19 protein-coding genes are annotated in these 19,132 nt (G+C 68.6%); 8 read left to right on the top strand and 11 right to left on the bottom strand.

Features of this window, described 5'->3' with window-relative positions; translation table 11 throughout:
* The first annotated feature begins 58 nt into the window (after window positions 1-58).
* The 6 genes from C6V83_RS10635 to C6V83_RS10605 all read left to right on the top strand — a co-directional run bounded on the left by C6V83_RS10635 (window position 59) and on the right by C6V83_RS10605 (window position 5,938).
* On the top strand, window positions 59-352 hold the full coding sequence (locus C6V83_RS10635; RefSeq protein WP_159067495.1) for a hypothetical protein: 294 nt from the start codon (window positions 59-61) through the stop codon (window positions 350-352).
* A 93-nt stretch (window positions 353-445) separates the two neighbouring features.
* Window positions 446-1,027, top strand: a complete 582-nt coding sequence (locus C6V83_RS18345) for a hypothetical protein (RefSeq protein ID WP_159067494.1) — start codon at window positions 446-448, stop codon at window positions 1,025-1,027.
* Window positions 1,024-1,626 carry a class F sortase gene (locus C6V83_RS10620; RefSeq protein ID WP_325027239.1) on the top strand — a complete coding sequence of 201 codons (603 nt, stop codon included), beginning with the start codon at window positions 1,024-1,026 and terminating at the stop codon, window positions 1,624-1,626. The genes C6V83_RS18345 and C6V83_RS10620 overlap by 4 nt, the downstream gene beginning before the upstream one ends.
* Before the next feature lie 608 nt (window positions 1,627-2,234).
* A complete protein-coding gene (locus C6V83_RS10615; protein WP_159067493.1) occupies window positions 2,235-4,064 on the top strand; it encodes a DUF222 domain-containing protein in 1,830 nt (609 codons plus the stop codon).
* A 228-nt stretch (window positions 4,065-4,292) separates the two neighbouring features.
* Window positions 4,293-4,841 (top strand): class I SAM-dependent methyltransferase, encoded by a 549-nt coding sequence (locus C6V83_RS10610; protein WP_105942372.1) that lies wholly within the window; start codon window positions 4,293-4,295, stop codon window positions 4,839-4,841.
* 11 nt (window positions 4,842-4,852) lie between these two features.
* Complete coding sequence (locus C6V83_RS10605; RefSeq protein ID WP_105942371.1) at window positions 4,853-5,938, top strand: hypothetical protein; 1,086 nt, start codon at window positions 4,853-4,855, stop codon at window positions 5,936-5,938.
* Here C6V83_RS10605 and C6V83_RS10600 read toward each other — a convergent pair.
* Window positions 5,922-7,550 carry an ABC-F family ATP-binding cassette domain-containing protein gene (locus C6V83_RS10600; RefSeq protein ID WP_105942370.1) on the bottom strand — a complete coding sequence of 543 codons (1,629 nt, stop codon included), beginning with the start codon at window positions 7,548-7,550 and terminating at the stop codon, window positions 5,922-5,924. The genes C6V83_RS10605 and C6V83_RS10600 overlap by 17 nt on opposite strands.
* An 11-nt stretch (window positions 7,551-7,561) precedes the next feature.
* Window positions 7,562-8,443 (bottom strand): endonuclease/exonuclease/phosphatase family protein, encoded by an 882-nt coding sequence (locus C6V83_RS10595; RefSeq protein WP_159067492.1) that lies wholly within the window; start codon window positions 8,441-8,443, stop codon window positions 7,562-7,564.
* A gap of 205 nt (window positions 8,444-8,648) precedes the next feature.
* On the opposite strand from C6V83_RS10595, the gene C6V83_RS10590 reads away from it, so the two are divergent.
* Window positions 8,649-9,419 carry an SDR family oxidoreductase gene (locus C6V83_RS10590; protein WP_105942369.1) on the top strand — a complete coding sequence of 257 codons (771 nt, stop codon included), beginning with the start codon at window positions 8,649-8,651 and terminating at the stop codon, window positions 9,417-9,419.
* Between the two features lie 9 nt (window positions 9,420-9,428).
* The gene (locus tag C6V83_RS10585; RefSeq protein ID WP_105942368.1) at window positions 9,429-10,619 is read left to right on the top strand and encodes a lycopene cyclase family protein; all 1,191 of its coding nucleotides are present in this window, start codon (window positions 9,429-9,431) and stop codon (window positions 10,617-10,619) included.
* On the opposite strand, the gene trxA is transcribed toward C6V83_RS10585, so the two are convergent.
* From trxA to C6V83_RS10540, 9 genes are all read right to left on the bottom strand, one after another.
* Window positions 10,555-10,926 (bottom strand): thioredoxin, encoded by a 372-nt coding sequence (trxA, locus tag C6V83_RS10580; protein WP_105942367.1) that lies wholly within the window; start codon window positions 10,924-10,926, stop codon window positions 10,555-10,557. The genes C6V83_RS10585 and trxA overlap by 65 nt on opposite strands.
* Window positions 10,927-11,071: 145 nt before the next feature.
* Window positions 11,072-12,748, bottom strand: a complete 1,677-nt coding sequence (locus C6V83_RS10575) for a S1 family peptidase (protein WP_159067491.1) — start codon at window positions 12,746-12,748, stop codon at window positions 11,072-11,074.
* A gap of 22 nt (window positions 12,749-12,770) precedes the next feature.
* The gene (locus tag C6V83_RS10570; protein ID WP_105942365.1) at window positions 12,771-13,106 is read right to left on the bottom strand and encodes a metal-sulfur cluster assembly factor; all 336 of its coding nucleotides are present in this window, start codon (window positions 13,104-13,106) and stop codon (window positions 12,771-12,773) included.
* Window positions 13,106-13,555, bottom strand: coding sequence for a Fe-S cluster assembly sulfur transfer protein SufU (gene sufU / locus C6V83_RS10565; protein ID WP_105942364.1), 450 nt, complete (start codon window positions 13,553-13,555; stop codon window positions 13,106-13,108). Before sufU ends, C6V83_RS10570 begins: the two co-directional genes overlap by 1 nt.
* The gene (locus C6V83_RS10560; RefSeq protein WP_105942363.1) at window positions 13,552-14,847 is read right to left on the bottom strand and encodes a cysteine desulfurase; all 1,296 of its coding nucleotides are present in this window, start codon (window positions 14,845-14,847) and stop codon (window positions 13,552-13,554) included. The genes sufU and C6V83_RS10560 overlap by 4 nt, the downstream gene beginning before the upstream one ends.
* A 4-nt stretch (window positions 14,848-14,851) precedes the next feature.
* Window positions 14,852-15,628 carry a Fe-S cluster assembly ATPase SufC gene (sufC, locus tag C6V83_RS10555; protein WP_105942362.1) on the bottom strand — a complete coding sequence of 259 codons (777 nt, stop codon included), beginning with the start codon at window positions 15,626-15,628 and terminating at the stop codon, window positions 14,852-14,854.
* Window positions 15,629-15,694: 66 nt separating this feature from the next.
* Complete coding sequence (sufD, locus tag C6V83_RS10550) at window positions 15,695-16,873, bottom strand: Fe-S cluster assembly protein SufD (RefSeq protein WP_105942361.1); 1,179 nt, start codon at window positions 16,871-16,873, stop codon at window positions 15,695-15,697.
* Complete coding sequence (sufB, locus tag C6V83_RS10545) at window positions 16,873-18,324, bottom strand: Fe-S cluster assembly protein SufB (RefSeq protein WP_105942360.1); 1,452 nt, start codon at window positions 18,322-18,324, stop codon at window positions 16,873-16,875. Before sufB ends, sufD begins: the two co-directional genes overlap by 1 nt.
* Window positions 18,321-19,124 carry a helix-turn-helix transcriptional regulator gene (locus C6V83_RS10540; protein ID WP_105942359.1) on the bottom strand — a complete coding sequence of 268 codons (804 nt, stop codon included), beginning with the start codon at window positions 19,122-19,124 and terminating at the stop codon, window positions 18,321-18,323. The genes sufB and C6V83_RS10540 overlap by 4 nt, the downstream gene beginning before the upstream one ends.
* Window positions 19,125-19,132: the final 8 nt, after the last annotated feature.

Genomic DNA, 19,132 nt, shown 5'->3' with positions numbered 1-19,132 from the left:
CCCGCCGACCTCGAAGTCACGGGTCTCCGCGACGCCGCCGGTACCGGGCGGAACCCCCGTGGATGCGCTGTCGTGTGGAGCTCGAACCACCTGGGGTGTCACGAAGGATGGAGAGGACTGGATTCCGTCCTTGAACATCGGGGTCGGGGCCACGACACCTGCCACGCGCTGCGACTTCGCCGAGAACGTCGCAAGAGAGTACGGCAAAGCGGATAGCGTCAATACGACAGTGGTGGCGCGAAGCCCAAGCCTGCAGCGCGACTTCACGATGTACTGCAGCGAGACCAGCAAGGAACCGTACGTTCTCCGCTGCCATGATGGCGCGAACGCCGAGGTCTACCTCTATTACTGATCTTCGCGATTGTGCGCCGTAACACACTGCGCCGTGACGTCGACATACCGGACAGTCGGGTCCCACTCTGGGTCGGGAGAAGCGAGCGGAGTCATGCTCACCTCTACTCGACGCCGGATCCTCGCGATGATGGCCGTGTTTGCGCTGGTTCTCAGCGCGTTGATGATCGGCGGTCCGGCGAGCGCGGACGGCGACGATTCCTCCGGCCCTGGTTCCTCCACGTCCGCGAGTACTTCTGAAGAGTCGCCTGCCGACGACGATCCACCCCCGGGATCGGTGTCGTCGTCGGTGCCGTCGTCGCCGAGCAGTTCGGTGCCGTCGTCGAGCCCTTCGTCGTCGAGTCCATCCAGCGAACCGCCGACGGCCGACGGCTTTCTGCACATGCGCGCCATCGACATCACGACCGGACGTGAACTGGTGAACGTTCCGGCCCGGGTCTGGCGGCCGACCGAGACCTCCGACACCACTATGCCCTCCGCGTTCGCGTTGCCGCCCGGCCCGTACCGCGTCGAGGTGCTTGCCGTCCCGGCCGGCTATCGGCTGGTCTCTTCCTGGGCGTTCAACGCGATCGTGGTGTCCCAGAAGGAGTCGTGGGTGACCTTCGAATTCGCGCCCGTCTCCGGGCAGCGCGGCCGGGTTCCGATCAAGAAGATTCCGTCCGGGCGGACGCAGTGATCATCGCAGTCGTCCGTCGACTGCTGATCGTCCTCATGACGGTCGGAGCGCTGGTGCTGACCTCCTGCGGCTCGCCGCAGGAAGCGCCGCAGTCGCAGACGGGCGCCCAGGAATCTCTACCCCCGCCGGTTCTCGCCGAATCAGGTGAGCCCTCCACCCCCGCCCGGTTGACCGTCGACGGCGCCACCGCGCCTACTCAGACGGTGGACACCGACGACGACGGGGTGCTGCTGCCGCCCGTAGACGTGCAACAGCTCGGCTGGTGGGTCGGTTCGGCACAACCCGGATCGGGGGCGGGGACCATCGTCATCACGGGACATGTCGACGACGTCGAGCAGGGTGACGGCTTCGCCGCACGGTTCGCCGACCTCGAAGCGGACGACGCCGTCGCGGTGACCACCGCAGACGGTTCCGTCCACCGCTATCGCGTGACGGAAGCCGCAGCAGTGAACAAGGAGGGCGGTCTGCCGGTCGGCGAGTTGAATCGCCTCGACGGTCCGGAGACTCTGGCGCTGGTGACGTGCGGCGGGCCCTTCGTCGGGCCGCCGCTGGGCTACCGCGACAACATCGTGGTGTTCGCCGTACCCGAAGAGTATTGAACTCGGCCCGCTCGCTCGTAGAGCGCTCCATTTCGATGACTGAGGGTGCGCTCCCTCCTCCGATGATTGAGTCCTCCCTCGGTGATTGAGCGAGCGCCCTCCCTCGACGTTTGAGCGAGCGCCTCCTCTCGATGATCGAGCGAGCGCCTCCTCTCGATGATTGAGCGAGCGCCTCCTCTCGATGATTGAGCGAGCGCAGCGAGTCGAAATCACCCCCTCAGATTGTTGTGGGTTGGGCCCGTGCGAGGCGCCCCCTTCGCTCGTTGAGCCGGTGCGAGGCGCCAGCCGAGCGCCGTGTCGAAACGCCCCCTTGCTCGTTGAGCCGGTGCGAAACGCCAGCCGAGCGCCCCCCTCGCTCGTTGAGCCGGTGCGAAACGCCAGCCGAGCGCCCCCCTCGCTCGTTGAGCCGGTGCAAAACGCCAGCCGAACGCCCCTCGCTCGTTGAGCCGGTGCGAGGCGCCAGCCGAGCGCCGTGTCGAAACGCCCCGCCCGCAAAGCGAAGAGCAGAATTGTCAGAGGGCCGCCGTACAGTGACCTCAGACACACAAGAAGAACCGAGAAGTCCCGGTTCGACCAGCGGAAACAGCACTTCGGGGGAGGTGAACATCATGGCCGTCAACGGCATCTCGTACAACGACGACGCCGCCGCCGCTGTGGGCGCGACCGATCGCGCCACCCCCACCGACGCCACGGACGTGTTCGATCCTGCGGTGCTGCTCGCCGGCCTCTCACCAGCCCAGCTGCTGGCAGTACAGACCACCGCCGAGCAGCGCCTGACCGCCGAGGCGACCGCACTGGTGGCCGCCGAGTCCGACGACGGCCTGCTCGGGCTGCTCGATGCCCGTGAACAGACCCGCCGCCGCGCCGAAGTGTTCGATGCCGCCCTCTACATCGAGATCTCCGACCGTGGCGTGTACCGCACCGCCGGACACATCTCAGTCCACCAGCTCTACGCCTACGGCGCGCGTCTGGGTGTGGGTGAGGCCCGCCGGCGCCGGGTCACCGCCGAGGGCATCGGTGCGATGGGCGCCCTGTCTGGTGAGCGTCTCGAACCACAGCTGACCGCGACCGCCACGGCGGTCGCCGACGGGGACGCCGGCGGCGCGCATGTGGCCGCGGTGGCGGAGATCATGGACAAACTCCCGTCGGCGGTGACCCATGACGAGCGGGTGAAGGCCGAGGCCATGCTCGCTGGTGCGGCGCGGCGTCTGGACCCTGCCGCGGTGACGGTGGTGGGTAACCGGATTCTGGCGTGGCTCGACCCCGACGGGACCCTGGCCGACGACCACGACCGTAAACGGCGGCGCACGTTCAATCTGCAGCCGCAGAACCGGCAGCTGATGAGCAAAGTCCGGGCCCTGCTCACCCCCGTGTTGCGCGCCAAGCTGGAGGTGATCCTGCATCAGTGGGCCACTGCCGGGATGAACAACCCCGACGACCCGGACTCCCCACGTGGGGCGGCAGACCAGCCCGGCCTGGACCCCGCCGTCCTGGCCGCCGCCGCTGAACGGGATATGCGGACGCTCGGGCAGCGGCAGCATGACGCTCTGGAAGCGTTGTGCGACTGGGCCCTGGCGTTGGCCGGTCAGCCCGCACCCACGAGGATTCCGTCGCAGACGGTGGTGACGGTGACTGATGAGGATCTGGCGCGGCAGGCCGGGATCGGCTGGACGGCGACTGGTGCCCGGATTCCGGTGTCGGATCTGGTGCAGTTCGCCGCGGACACGGTCCCGTATCTGGCGGTGTTCTCTAAAGCCACCGGACAGGTGCTGTATTTGGGGCGGGCGAGTCGGTTCGCGACGGCGGCGCAAAGGTTGGCGTTGTTCGCCCGTGACCGGGGGTGCACCGCACCGGGCTGCACGGTGCCGTTCATCCGTACTCAAGCCCACCATATGCCCGACTGGACCGACGACGGACAGACCGATGTCGATCGTCTGGGTGGGGCGTGCGGACGTCATAACCGCATGAACGGTAAAGCCCCGGGGCAGTGGGAGTCGACCGTCCTGACCTTCGGGCCCGACGCCGGGCGTGTGGGCTGGCGGCCCGTGGGCCGCGACACGCGGTGGCAGAGCAACGTTCTGTTCCACCCCGAACGCCTAGCCCCCGAACGACCGGCACCCGACCTCGGGCACGGCCACCCCACAACCGCGGCGGCCGGACCACCCGGCGACCCCGGACAATCCGGCGACCCCGGACCATCCGGCGACCCCGGACCATCCGAGGACCTCGGACCACCGGAGGATCTCGGGTATCCCGACGCGCCCCGGGTCACCCGAAGATTCTGGACCACTCGAGGACTTCGGGGATCCCGACGACCTCGGACCACCCGAGGATCCTCGACCACTACGGGCCGTCCCCGATCCGGGGGAAGAGTCCCGGTCGACCCGCCCTCGGGCGTCGAACAGATCCTCGCCCGGCTCCTGGCACAGGCAGTCTGACCGCACCACCGCGGCCAGGCCGCTGGTGCCGCCCTGTGCCAGACCGGACGCTCTGAGCGGAGCAATGCCCCGGCGGATCGGCGATGCGGCGGCTGGCGCGCCCGGGCGAAATCGGTGGGCATGCGACACTGATCCGTGTCGAGAGAACCGGTTTGGAGCGGTGCCGATCAGTCCGTTGCCGCCGCATACGGCGCGCGAGCCCAGGAGTATGTCGATGCCGTCGGCCGTATGGATCATGTCGATCCTGCCGATCTGGCCTTGGTGACCGGATGGGCACGAGGTCTCGCCGGGCCGGTGCTCGATGTCGGTTGTGGGCCGGGCCAGTGGACCGCTCACCTCGCCGGACTGGGCTTCGACGTAAATGGAATCGACCCGACGCCGGAGTTCATCGCGATCGCTCGCGCCTCCGATTCGGCCGCACCCGACTGCACTGCACGCTACCGGCTGGGCAGTGCTCACGACCTCGGCGTCGAGGACGGTTCTCTCGGCGGAATCCTCTCCTGGTACTCGCTGATCCATCTTGAGCCCGGCCTGATCAGCACCGCGCTCGCGGAGTTCGCACGCTGCCTGCGGCCTGGTGGAGGCCTGGCGCTCGGCTTCTTCACCGGCGAAACGGTGGCGTCGTTCGACCACGCCGTCGCGACGGCCTACCGCTGGCCCGTCGATCTGCTTGTTGAGGCCGTCGATGCCGCCGGCCTCACCGTGACGCACACCGAGCGGCGCCCAGTTCGGACTGCGCGCGACCACGCTGCGATCCTCGCCGTACGACGCGCGTAGAGTGTTCGCGCGTGACCGCAGTGCCCTCGTATCTCTCACTTGAGTCGCCACAGGTCGAGATCACCGTCACCGACGACGATCTCCGGCGAATGGCGCGCCAGGCGTCGACCGCCGTCGTCCTGCGCACGGGACTGGTGCTGATCGTCCTCGTCGCGATCTGCGTGGCAGCGACGGCGCTGGCACTGAACTTGTCGATCCGCGTCGCGTTCGGCATCGTCCCCGCGAGCGCGATCGTGCTGTTCGTCCTCCTCAAGCTGCGCTGCGACCGATCGCTGTACTGGATGATGAACAGCGGTCGTGCGGCGGCGAGCTATCGTCTCGCAGTGTCGTACGGGCCGGACCATCTCGACTACGCCGATGTCGACCGATCGGTGGCGCGGCTGCTCTACTCCACGGTGACAGCGGTGAGCGTTCGGGACGACGTCGTCGTGATCTATCGCGGTCGCACAGCAGGGCTGATTCCCCGTGCGTTGATCGACGACACGACGCTCGCCCGTTTGCGCGACCGGGGCAGGTCCGCGCAGGTGCCGGGTCCGCATCCGCAACGCCTGTCTCGTCCGGAGATCACCGTCCCGAATCCGGACGTCGAGGCCGTGTACCCAGCCGCAGACCTGCCCTCGCTGAGCGCCGCGGCGAGCCGGTCTCTTGCCTGGAGGGTCACGTCCGGACCGATCGCGGTGGTCGTGGTGTCGAGCGTGATCGGCATCGTCGCTGCACTGGTCGTCGAGCCCCTGCTCGTGATTCTTGTCGCGATCTTCCTACCGCTCGCGACCGCCGCGCTAGTGCTGCTCTGGTTCGCGGTGAAGTCGTCGTGGGCCCAGAACATCCTGATCCTGTTGACCGGAGGCGCGCCGGGGCCGTTCTACCGTTACACCTGCGTCACCGGACCGGACCACCTCGACCTGGGGATCGACGACCGACACGTGAGCCGGCTGTACTTCGGAGGCAGTGATGCGGTGAAGCTGCGGGTCTTCGACCGCGTGGTGCTCGTCTATCGAGGCGGACTCGTGCTCTTCGCCGTGCCCCGGGAGTTGTTCGACGACGGAGCGCTCAGCGCGATGGAGGCGGCCGGCGTCAAGGTCACGCGAGCTCGATGAGCTCCTGGTACTCGTCGGACCAATGGTCCTCGGTGCCGTCGGGCAGCAGAATCACGCGCTGCGGATCAAGTGCGGCCGCCGCGCCCGGATCGTGTGTCACCAACACGACGGCTCCGGTGTAACTGCGCAGCGCCTCGAGGACCTGCTCGCGTGAGATCGGATCCAGGTTGTTGGTGGGCTCGTCGAGCAGCAGGACGTTGGCCGCCGACGACACCAGTCCCGCCAGGGCAAGTCGTGTCTTCTCACCGCCGGACAGCGTCCCGGCCGGCTGCTCCAACTGGGGCCCGGAGAACATGAACGCGCCGAGCAGCCCGCGCAGGTCCTGCTCCCCCGCATCCGGTGCGGCGTGACGGATGTTCTCCCAGACGGTCGCGTCGTCGTCGAGCGTGTCGTGCTCTTGCGCGAAGTAGCCGAGCTTCAATCCGAACCCGGGCTCGATGGACCCCAGGTCCGGCTTCTCGGTCCCGGCGAGCAGCTTGAGCAGCGTGGTCTTCCCGGCGCCGTTCAGACCGAGCACGACGACGCGGCTCCCCTTGTCGATCGCCAAATCCACGCCGGTGAAGATCTCCAGCGAGCCGTAGACCTTGGTGAGCTCCGACGCCGTGAGCGGAGTCTTGCCGCACGCCGCGGGCTCGGGGAAGCGGATCTTGGCCGTCTTGTCGGCGACGCGCTCCTCCTCGAGCTCGTTGATCATCTTCTCGGCGCGTTTGAGCATCTGTTGTGCCGCAGTGGCTTTAGTGGCCTTGGCGCCGAGCTTGGCGGCCTGCTCCCGAAGCGCTCCGGCCTTCTTCTCCGCGTTGGCGCGTTCCCGGCGGCGGCGCTGTTCGTCGGTAGCCCGCTGATCCAAGTACCGCTTCCAGCCCATGTTATAGACGTCCACCTCGCCGCGCACGGCATCGAGGAACCAGACCCTGTTCACCACCTCGGCGAGCAGGTCCACGTCGTGACTGATCACGACGAGCCCGCCGTCGTGGTTCTGCAGAAAGGTGCGCAACCAGGCGATCGAGTCCGCGTCGAGATGGTTGGTCGGCTCGTCGAGAAGCAGTGTGGTGTCAGACTTTCCGGAACCGTCGGACGCGGCGAACAGGATCCGGGCCAATTCGACACGCCGGCGCTGGCCTCCCGACAACGTGCGGAGCTCTTGCTCGAGCACTCGGTCCGGGAGGCCGAGGCTGGAGCAGATGCGCGCAGCCTCTGATTCGGCGAGATAGCCGCCCAGCGCGCCGAAGCGCTCCTCGAGGCGGGAGAACTTGCTGATCGCCTTGTCGCGCACGCGATCGTCGTCGGTATCGGCCATGAGCGTCTGCTGCTTGGCCATCTGAGCCAGGATCTGGTCGAGTCCGCGTGCGGAGAGCACGCGGTCCTTGGCCAGGACGTTCAGGTCGCCCTCTTTCGGGTCCTGCGGCAGATAGCCGAGTGGCCCGCTCCGGCGGACGGTACCGGCGTACGGCTCGGTCTCGCCTGCCAGGATCCGCAGGCTGGTCGTCTTGCCTGCGCCGTTGCGACCGACCAAGCCGATTCGGTCGCCGGGCGCGATGCGCAGGGCGTCTCCGGGGGCCGACAACAGGGTACGGGCGCCGGCTCGAACCTCCAGATCCGTCGCGGTAATCACGACGAGCCATGCTACCGGCGCGGCGGCAAGCCCCGAAATCGTCCGACGACGGCGTAGTGGTCCGATCCGGCGACCCGGATGCGGCGGAACTCCACCGGCTCGGGTCCACCACGCGAGAGCATCCGGTCCAGTGCGAGCAGCGGCGGAAAGAAGCGGTCCGCCGGGTAGGTCGGCACCATCCCGGCCCCGGTGTGCTCGGCGGCGTCGATCATTCCCGGCCTGCCGGGCGCCACCGCGGTCAGCGCACGGTAGGCACGGTGGTCGTGGGTGGCGTTGAAGTCCCCGGACACGATCACCGGCAGTTGCTCGTCCACCAGGTCCTCCCGGAGTGACGTCAGCTCCGACCGCCATTGCGCCGAGGTATTCGGGTACGGCGGCATCACGTGCAGCCCGTACACCGCTAGCGGTGCCTTGTGCGGCACGGCGATCACGGTCCGCAGATTGGGCAGCCAGAAACCGTCGAGCCGACGTCGCTCGACGATCGGGAACCGCGAGAACACTCCCCCGCCGTTACCCGCCCGCGCCGGCTGCGTGTACGAATACCGGAGGTCGTCCGTGATCGGCGACGCCTCGACTGCGGCCAGCGCCTCGGCGGTGAGCTCCGTGACGGTGAGGACGTCAACATGCTCGCGGCGCACCAGATCGGCGAGCTCGGAGACCTCTGCTTGTCCAAGCATGAGGTTGAACTGCAGGACGGTCAGTTCGGACGGTCCCCCAGATCTGGAAGGGAGGTACAGCGGGACCTGTGTGAACGTCGATACCAGCACGACGACCACTCCTGCGGCGGTGAGCCACCACGCCCGCAGAACGGCGCCCAGTAGCAGCCCACCAAGCGCCACGGCCATCAGGTAGGGCGCGAACGCGGCCAGACTCACCACTGTGTCGGTGCGCACTCGGGTGAAGTGGAGCCAGAATCCGACGACCCCCACCGCGAGGCAGCCGCCGCAGACCAGCAGGCCGGCTCGCCTCCACGCTCCCGCTCGCCGCCACACCCGGTGAACATTAGCGCCCGGACGGCGAGATCGGTCGCCGCACTGCGTGATCGCCGAGCACGGCCCCGCCGAATCGGACCCGTGGGATGACCTAGGCTGGATGACTATGACTGATATCACCGCCGCACTATCCGGAAAGTCCGCCCTCGTCACCGGTGGGAGCCGGGGCATCGGCCTCGCCATCGCCACCGAGCTCGCCTCCCGTGGAGCCGCTGTGGTGATCACCGGCCGCAAACCCGAGCCGCTGGCCGAAGCGGCGGACGCCATTGGCAGCGAGGTGCCCGGTGCCACCGTCACGGCGGTGGCCGGCAACACCGGCGACGCCGCCCATCGCGCAGAGGCGGTCGCCGCCGCCGTCGCTCAGGGCGGCATCGACATCCTGGTGAACAACACGGGAATCAATCCGGTGTACGGCGCACTGATGGACGCCGACCTCGACGCGGTTCGCAAGACGTTCGACACGAATGTCGTCGCCGCGCTGGGTTACATCCAGGAGGCCTACCGCGCCGGTATGCAAGAGTCCGGCGGCTCCGTGGTGAACATCGCCTCGGTCGCCGGACTTCGATCGACCGGCGTGATCGCGACGTACGGAGCGTCCAAGGCCGCGCTGATCCGGCTCACCGAGGAGCTCGCGTGGCAGCTCGGCCCGAACATCCGGGTCAACGCGATCGCTCCGGGCATCGTCAAGACCAAGTTCGCCGCGGCGCTGGTCGCCGCAGGCGAAGAAGAGGCCACACGCTCGTACCCGATGGGCCGCCTCGGTTCGCCCGAGGACATCGCGAAGGCGGTCGCCTTCCTGGTCGGCGACGACGCGCCCTGGATCACCGGCGAGACCCTGCGCGTCGACGGGGGCCTGCTCGCCACCGGCAGTCTCTGACGTGACCCGGTGACCCGGCTCCTGATCGTCGGTGCGGGTCCGGCGGGCCGGGCACTGGCGCATCGGGTCCTCGTGCACGGCGGCGACGTGATTCTGGTCGACCCGGACCCGCATCGGCCCTGGACGGCCACGTTCGGCGCGTTCGCTGACGACCTTCCCGCATGGCTGGCCGTGGATCGGGTAATCGCCTGTGCCGCACCTGAGTTCGTGGTCTACACGCCGACCCGCCGAGCGGTGCCCCGCCCCTACGCGACACTGTCCGCCACCGGACTCCAGCGCGAGCTCGACATCTCGGGCGCAGAGACGGTGGCAGGGCATGTCACACGGGTCGACGCTCGCGCGGTGATCTTGGAGGATGGCCGACGGCTGACGGCCGACCGTGTCGTCGACGCGCGCGGCGCCTGGACCGACGATCCACGGATCCCCCGGCAGACCGCGTACGGGACGTTTCACCCGACACCGGAAGGCCGGGACCCGGAGATGGTCCTGATGGACTGGCGCGGCGCCGGCGTCGTCGCACCGAGCTTCAGCTACCGAGTCGACCTCGGAGACGGGCGCACGCTGGTCGAGGAGACTTGCCTGGCAGGCGCGCCGCCGGTGCCCCTCGAAGTCCTGGCGGCGCGCAATACCGACCGCGCCGAGTCGCCCGGCGCCGCGGACAGCGCCGAGCCCTCGGCCGAGCGAGTCGACTTTCCCCTGCATCCGGCGCAGCTGCCGTGGCATGTCCCGGCCGCAGACGACCGCGGGGTGCTGCGTTTCGGCGCCGGCGGCGGGCTGATGCACCCGGCGACCGGATACAGCATCGCCGGCTCGCTCGCGGCGGCCGACGAGGTGGCCGCGACGATCGTCCGGGGCGACGATCCGGCGGCGCTGCTCTGGACGACGCGGGCGCGCCTGGTGTACCGCCTGCGCCTGATCGGTCTCGCCGTCTTGCTCGGGTTCGACGGCCCCGGGCTCGCCGAGTTCTTCGACGCCTTCTTCCGCCTGACGGTGCGGACGCAGCGCGCCTACCTCGGCGGCCGGGACGACCTCCGCGGAACCACGACCGCGATGTGGGCGGTGTTCCGCCGGCTGCCCGCGAAACAGAAAGCGCGCCTGGTGACGCTCACCGGGCGCGCTCTCGGGCGGATGGTGGTCAGGACTCCTGGTCCTGGGCGGCCTGGGCCTCGGCGATCGCCTTCTCCACGTCGAGCTCCTTGACCTGCTCGATCAGTGAGTCCAGCGCCTGCGGCGGCAGCGCGCCGGCCTCGTTGAAGACCAGGTTGCCCTTCTTGAAGACCATCAGGGTCGGGATCGAACGAATGCTGGCGGCTGAGGCCAGCTGCTGCTCGGCCTCGGTGTCGACCTTGCCGAAGACGATGTCCGAGTGATTCTCGGAGGCTCCTTCGAAGGTCGGGGCGAACTGGCGGCACGGGCCGCACCACGACGCCCAGAAGTCGACGAGGACGATCTCGTTCTCCAGGATGGTCTTTTCGAAGGTCTCACCGGTCAGGTCAACTGTGCTCATGACTTCCTCAACGTCGCGCGCCGTCTGCGGTATTCCACGGCACTGTGCGGTCTGGACTGTGCAACAGCTCGGCTGTCTTCTCGGAACAACGTGGCTGTCGGGTCGAGGCTACGTGCCACGAGTCGGTCCCCGCAGCCAGCCGGCGCTACCGCTGGTCGTCGCCGGACGATCCCGGGAGCGGCTGATTGAGCACCGTCTTGTCCGCGTCCGGTGCGTCGTCGCCGGACTGTCCGGTGGCGGGCGTGGAACCATCCGTCCGCGGCGGCGGAGGCAGCGGCTGATTGAGCACCGTCTGTTGTTCGTCTGCCTGCTGGTCTCCGGAGTTCCGGTCGCCGGCCTTCTGGTCCGCCGACTGCGGCGCCGGGGCGGTCGCACCCGTGCGCGCCCCGGGCGGCAGAGGCTGATTGAGCACGGTCTGCTGTTCGGCCGGCAGCGGTTGCTGAGCCGATGGTCGCTGCGGGGCGGGCGGGCGGCGGTCCAGGCCGGGAGAAGCGGAGATGGGTGGAGCCGCCGGCGCGCGTCCCGGCGCCGCGGGGGTGCCCGGCCGCCGGTCTCCGGGTAGCCGGGTACCGGGCTGAACCGGGCCCGGCTGCCGACGGTGTGGTTGCCGGGGCTGCGGCGGGCGGCGGTCGTAGCCGCCGGGACGGTTTCCGGGCGCTCCCATCGCGGGGTGGTGCTGCCGAGAGGGACCGAAGCCGGGCAGACCGGTCTGTGGTCCCTGCGGGTGCGGGCCGTGCTGGGGGCCGAACTGCGGTGCGCCGGGTCCGTTCGAGTGCGGTTCCGGCCGCGGGCGCTTCCGGCGCAACAGCAGCCAGAGGAGGAACAGCAGGACGAGCACTCCGACGCCGATCAGCGGCCCGAGCCAATACCAGAGTCGGATGCCCCCGGACTTCTCCTGTTCCGCCGGAGGCGTCGCCAGGGTCACGCCGTGGCTCTCCAGGTAGCTTCGCAGGGCGATGTTGTCGGTGATGAAGTTGAACGCGGCCTTCTCGTCTGCCAGGGCCGAGTAGTGGGAATTGGTGCCGATCACCTGACCGTCGTCGTCGACGGTGGGCCCGCCGGACATGCCCTGCCCGAGGGTCGCCGAGATCTCGGTCCGGATCTGTCCCGAGTCCGTGGTCTGCCGGGACGAGACTGCCCCCTTCTTGTACGACGGCTGCGCGAGTCGCTCGGCGTCGCCCTGCACCGCACCCGGGAAGCCCACCGCGACCACGTCCTCGCCCGGCTCGGGCTCCTGGTCGGAGATCACCAGGGCGGGGAGGTCTTCGGGTGGATTGCCGAGCTTGAGAACCGCGTTGTCGCCTTCGGTCGACTTCTGCGAGGCCACCACCTCGGCGGGGGTCCAGTCGGCGAAGATCTGATCGTCGCCGTCGGGCTGTCGGAGCCGTACCGACGCGGGTCCGTCGGTCTCGACGTCCCACTGCTGGCGGACTGCCTGCTCATAGGCCTGCGACGCCCAGTCGGCGCTCTCGTTGTTGAGCAGCTGCAGGAACCGGACGGCCTGGCGCCGGAACGAGTTGCCGATCGCCTCGTCTTCGGCGTTCACGCAATGCCCGGCGGTCGCGATGTAACCCGCCGGATCCACGATGTATCCGGTGCAGTTGCCGGTCACTTCGAGCGTCGGCGAATAGCGCGGACCGCGCTCGAGCGGCATCAGCACCCGTCCGGAGAACTCCATCTCGAGGAAGACGAGCGACGGGCCCACCTTAGATGCGACCGACTCCTCCATCTCGTCCGCCGCCGCCGGGGCCGTCGTCAGCACCGAGAGTGCGGTCAGCACAACCGCGGCCATGAGCGCCAGGAAGCGCGTCGTCAGTCTCACGGACGTGAAATTATCACAGGCCTCAGACGGTGAAGCCGAGCGCGCGCAGCTGCTCCCGGCCGTCGTCGGTGATCTTGTCCGGTCCCCACGGCGGCAGCCAGACCCAGTTGATCTCCACATCGGTGCACAGACCGCTGGTCACCAGCGCACCGCGGGTCTGATCCTCGATGACGTCGGTGAGCGGGCAGGCCGGCGAGGTCAGCGTCATGTCGAGTTTCACCGAGGCATCGTCGTTGATCTCGAAGCCGTACACCAGGCCCAGGTCGACGACGTTGATGCCGAGTTCGGGGTCGACCACGTCTCGCATAGCCTCCTCGACGTCGTCGTAGGCGGGCAGGGACGTCTGCGGTTCTTCCATCAGTGGGCTCCTGAGGTCTCGACGGACTGGGCGAGCGCGTCTTTGAAGGCGAGCCAGCCCAGGAGTGCGCATTTCACGCGCGCGGGATACTTGCTGACACCGGAGAAGGCGATGCCGTCGCCGATCACGTCCTCGTCACCGGTGTCGGCGCCGCGCGAGGTCAGCATGGCGTTGTAGGAGTCGACGGCGGCGAGCGCCTCCGGCACGTCCAGCCCGACGATCTGGTCGTAGAGCACCGAGGTGGACGCTTGCGAGATGGAGCAGCCCTGACCGTCGTACGAGATGTCGGCGACGGCACCGTCGACGATGCTCACGCGCAGGGTCACCTCGTCCCCGCACGTCGGATTGACGTGATGGACCTCGGCGTCGAACGGCTCACGCAGACCGCGCCCGTGGGGATGCTTGTAGTGGTCCAGGATCACGTCCTGGTACATCTGTTCCATCCTCATCGGGCCACCCCCGCAGACTCCTCCGCCGCGGCGGTGCCGAAGAACTGCTGGGCTTTCCGGATGCCCGCGGCCAGGGCGTCGATCTCGTCGAGCGTGTTGTACAGCGCGAACGACGCCCGTGCGCTCGCGGCCACCCCGAGCCTGCGGTGCAGCGGCCACGCGCAGTGATGTCCGACGCGGATCGCGACGCCCTCGTCGTCGAGCACCTGCCCGAGGTCGTGGGCGTGAATGCCGTCGACGAGGAACGAGACGGCGCCGCCGCGGTTCTCCGCGTCCGCGGGACCGATGATCCGCACACCGTCGATCTCGATGAGACGCTGCAGCGCATACGTGGTCAGGATGTGCTCGTGCGCGGCGATCCGGTCCATGCCGATCGCCGTGAGGTAATCGACAGCCGCGGCCAGTCCGACGACTTGCGAGGTCATCGGAACGCCGGCCTCGAAGCGCTGCGGCGGGGCGGCGTATGTGGACGCCTCCATCGTCACCGTCTCGATCATCGATCCGCCGGTCAGGAACGGAGGCAGCTGTGCCAGGAGGCCGGACCGGCCGTACAGCACGCCCACCCCGGAGGGTCCCAGCATCTTGTGGCCGGAGAAGGCCGCGAAGTCGACGCCGAGGGCGGCGAAGTCGACCGGCATGTGCGGCACCGACTGGCAGGCGTCGAGCACCGTGAGCGCGCCGACCTCGCCGGCCCGCCGTACCAGTTCGGGCACGTCGGTCACCGCGCCGGTCACATTCGACTGGTGCGTGAACGCGACCACCTTGACCGTGTCGTCCAGGGCCAGGGAATCCAGATCGATGCGACCGTCGTCGGTGACGTCGTACCAGCGCAGCGTGGCGCCGGTGCGACGGCAGAGTTCCTGCCAGGGCACCAGGTTCGCGTGGTGTTCCAGCTCGGTGATCACCACGGTGTCACCGGGACCGAGCGGGTCTCCCCCGAACACCGATGCCGCCCGCGCGTCGCCCAGTGTGTAGGTGACCAGGTTCAGCGCTTCGGTGGCGTTCTTGGTGAACACCAACTCGTCGACCGCGACGCCGACGAACGCCGCGATGGTCGCTCGCGCGTTCTCGTACGCGTCGGTGGCCTCCTCGGCCAGCTGATGCGCCCCCCTGTGCACGGCGGCGTTGTGATTCGTCAAGAAATCACGCTCGGCGTCGAGCACCTGGATCGGGCGCTGTGAGGTGGCGCCGGAATCGAGGTACACCAGCGGCTTGTCGTCGCGCACCGTCCGGTGCAGGATCGGGAAATCCGCGCGGACGGTCGTGACGTCGAAGGCGGTGTCGACGGTCATCGGACTACTCGGCCGCGGCCGCGGCCGCGGTGAACCGCACGTAGCCGTTCTCCTCCAGCTCGTCGGCCAGTTCGGGACCCCCGGACTCGACCACGCGACCGTCGACGAAGACGTGCACGTAGTCGGCCTTGATATAACGCAGGATGCGTGTGTAGTGGGTGATCAGCAACACGCCGCCGCCCTCGCGCTCCTTGTAGCGGTTGACGCCCTCGGACACCACGCGCAACGCGTCGACGTCCAGACCGGAATCGGTCTCGTCGAGCACGGCGATCTTCGGCTTGAGCAGCGCCAGCTGGAGGATCTCCAGCCGCTTCTTCTCGCCGCCGGAGAAGCCCTCGTTGACTCCGCGCTCGGCGAACGCCGGATCGACGTCGAGGTCGGCCATCGCTTCGCGGGTCTCCTTGACCCAGTGGCGCAGCTTCGGGGCCTCGCCGCGCACCGCGGTGGCGGCGCTGCGCAGGAAGTTCGACGTCGAGACGCCGGGGACCTCGACCGGGTACTGCATCGCCAGGAACAGGCCGGCGCGGGCCCGCTCGTCGACGCTCATCTCGAGCACGTCCTCGCCGTCGAGGGTGATGGAGCCCTGCGTGACCGTGTACTTGGGATGGCCGGCGATGGCGTACGCCAGCGTCGACTTGCCCGAGCCGTTCGGGCCCATGATGGCGTGGGTCTGATCCGAGGACACAGTCAGATTCACACCCTTGAGGATGCGGATCGGCTCGGCGTCGGGGTCGTTCTGGGCGACGTCGACGTGCAGGTCACGGATTTCGAGTGTGCTCAACAGGTTCTCTTTCTTGGGCTGAGTGGTCTCGACTTCGCTCGACCACCGAAGGGCTGTGGGGTTGTGTCAGGCGCCGGCCGATTCGAGTTCGGCTTCGATGGCCGCCTCGAGTCGCTCGCGCAGTTCGGGCACGGCGATCTTGGCGAGGATCTCGCCGAAGAAGCCGCGGACCACCAGACGGCGGGCCTGGTCCTCCGGGATGCCGCGGGACTGCAGGTAGAAGAGCTGCTCGTCGTCGAACCGCCCGGTGGCGCTGGCGTGACCGGCACCGACGATGTCGCCGGTCTCGATCTCCAGGTTCGGCACCGAGTCGGCGCGGGCGTTGTCGGTGAGTACCAGGTTGCGGTTGAGCTCGTAGGTGTCGGTGCCCTCCGCGGTCGGGCGGATCAGCACGTCGCCGATCCACACGGTGTGGGCCTCGCCGCGCTTGTCACCGGACGGATCGCCCTGCAGAGCGCCCTTGTAGACCACCTGCGAGCGGCAGTGCGGCGCCGAATGATCGACGAGCAGGCGCTGCTCCAGGTGCTGGCCGGCATCGGCGAAGTACAGGCCCCACATCTCCACGTCACCGCCGGGCTGGCGGTACTGCACCCGCGGAGACAGGCGCACGGTGTTGCCGCCCAGGCTGATCGCGAAGTGCCGGAGTACCGCATCACGCTGCATTCCGACATGGTGAGCGGTGACGTGGACCGCGTCGTCGGCCCAGTCGTGCACGTTGACGACGGTCAGGTGGGCGTTGTCGTCGACGACGAACTCGATGTTCTCGCCGATGGTGCCGCCGCCGCGCTGATCGATCACCACGGTCGCCCGGCTGAACGCCTCGGCGTGGATCTGGAGGTGCGAGTAGGCCACCTCGCCGGCACCGGGACCGGTGACGGTCACGGTGACCGGTTCGGCCACCTGGGCTTCGCGCTCGATGGTCACCACGGTGGCCGCGGGGAACGACGAGAACGCCTGCGCGGCGATCCGGTCGAACGGGACACCGCCGGCGCCCAGGCGCTCGTCACCGCGCGCCACGGTCTCGGTGCGCACGCCGTCGGCCTCGCTCACCTCGACGACGGTCGCCGCGGTCGCGACCGCGGAGCCGTCGTGCAGACCGCGCAGCCGGCGGAACGGGGTGAACCGCCACGCCTCCTCGCGCTGGTTCGGCACCTCGAAGGCGTCGACGTCGAACGAGGAGAACAGCTCGCCCTTGTTGACCACCGGCGCGGTGGCTTCGGTTCCGGTCTGGTCCGACACTGTCATCAGCCGACCGCTCCTTCCATCTGCAGCTCGATGAGCCGGTTGAGTTCCAGGGCGTACTCCATGGGCAGTTCCTTGGCGATCGGCTCGACGAAGCCGCGCACCACCATCGCCATCGCCTCGTCCTCGGTCAGGCCGCGACTCATCAGGTAGAAGAGCTGGTCGTCGGACACCTTCGAGACCGTCGCCTCGTGCCCCATGGTGACGTCGTCCTCGCGGATGTCGACGTACGGGTAGGTGTCGCTGCGGCTGATCTGGTCGACCAGAAGCGCATCGCACTTGACCGTGCTGCGGCTGCCGTGCGCGCCCGGGTTGATCTTGATCAGACCGCGGTACGACGACCGCCCGCCGCCGCGCGCCACCGACTTGGAGACGATGTTGCTCGAGGTGTACGGCGCCAGGTGCACCATCTTGGACCCGGTGTCCTGGTGCTGGCCCTCACCCGCGAACGCGACCGAGAGCACCTCGCCCTTGGCGTGTTCGCCGGTCAGCCAGACCGCCGGATACTTCATGGTGACCTTGGAGCCGATGTTGCCGTCGACCCACTCCATGGTGGCCCCGGCTTCGGCCTTGGCACGCTTGGTGACCAGGTTGTACACGTTGTTCGACCAGTTCTGGATGGTCGTGTAACGGCAGCGCCCGCCCTTCTTCACGATGATCTCGACGACCGCCGAGTGCAGCGAATCGGACTTGTAGATCGGTGCGGTGCAGCCCTCGACGTAGTGCACGTAGGCGTCCTCGTCGACGATGATCAGCGTGCGCTCGAACTGGCCCATGTTCTCGGTGTTGATCCGGAAGTAGGCCTGCAGGGGGATGTCCACGTGCACGCCCGGCGGAACGTAGATGAACGAACCGCCCGACCACACTGCGGAGTTGAGTGAGGAGAACTTGTTGTCGCCGGCCGGGATCACGCTGCCGAAGTACTCGCGGAAGATCTCCGGGTGCTCACGCAGCCCGGAGTCGGTGTCCAGGAAGATCACACCCTTCTCTTCGAGATCTTCGCGGATCTGGTGGTAGACGACCTCCGACTCGTACTGGGCGGCGACGCCGGCGACCAAGCGCTGCTTCTCCGCCTCCGGGATGCCGAGCCGGTCGTAGGTGTTCTTGATGTCCTCGGGCAGGTCCTCCCACGACTGGGCCTGCTTCTCGGTGGACCGCACGAAATACTTGATGTTGTCGAAGTCGATGCCGTCGAGGTCGGCGCCCCAGCGGGGCATCGGCTGGCGATCGAAGATGCGCAGCGCCTTGAGTCGCTGTTCCAGCATCCACTCGGGCTCGTTCTTCTTCGCCGAGATGTCGCGGACGACGGCCTCGGACAGACCGCGCTGGGCCGAGGCGCCGGCCGCATCGCTGTCGGCCCAGCCGTAGCCGTAGCGGTCGAAGGACGCGATGGTCTCTTCCTGGGACAGCGGGACCGCAGTCGCGGTCGTCGCGGCGGGATCGGTGACCGTCATCGTGAGGCCTTTCCATGGGGGTCGGGGGCTGGGCTGGTGGATAGCGGGGGCCGTGGCGGACCGGCCGGTGGGCGCTCCGGAGGCTCCTTCGCGCGTGGGACGGGGACACGCTTGCCGTCGGCGGGCGGATGCAACGGTACGTGGGTCGTGCACACGCAGTCGCCGTTGGCGATGGTCGCCAGCCGCTGGACGTGGGTGCCGAGCAATTCGGTGAACCGCGCCGTCTCGGCCTCGCACAGTTCGGGGAACTCGGCGGCCACGTGGGCCACCGGGCAATGGTGCTGGCAGATCTGGACTCCGGTGCCGGCCTCGCGGACGTCCGCCGAGTAGCCGGCACCGGTGAGGGCATCGGCGATCTCGTGCAGGGTGCGCACGGTGTCGGCCTCACCGGTCGCCGGAGTCACCTCCTCGACGATCCCGTCGATGCGGTCGCGCGCGAAGTCGTCGACCGCATCCTGACCGCCGATCGCCCGCAGCTTGCGCAGGGCCGCGCCGGCGAGGTCGTCGTACGCGTGCCGGAGCTTGCCGCGTCCGGCCGGACTCAGCTGAAACCACTTGGCAGGGCGTCCGCGTCCGCCGCGCCCGAATCCGGGCGCTGCGGTCTCGATGTCGCCGGCGGCCTCCAGAATGTCCAGGTGGCGGCGCACGCCCGCCGGACTGATGCCCAGCCGCTCGGCGATGTCGCCTGCGGTCAGCGGTCCCTCGTCGACGAGCAACGAGACGACGGCGGCGCGGGTCTGGCCGTCTGCACCAGACCCGTCCGCGATCTGCTCCTTGAGCAGCGTCTTCTCGCCGTCCACGCTTTTCA

Source organism: Gordonia iterans (genome assembly GCF_002993285.1).
GTDB lineage: Bacteria > Actinomycetota > Actinomycetes > Mycobacteriales > Mycobacteriaceae > Gordonia > Gordonia iterans.
Note: the sequence above shows the minus strand (reverse complement) of the source record. Positions and strands in the feature narration are given on the sequence as shown.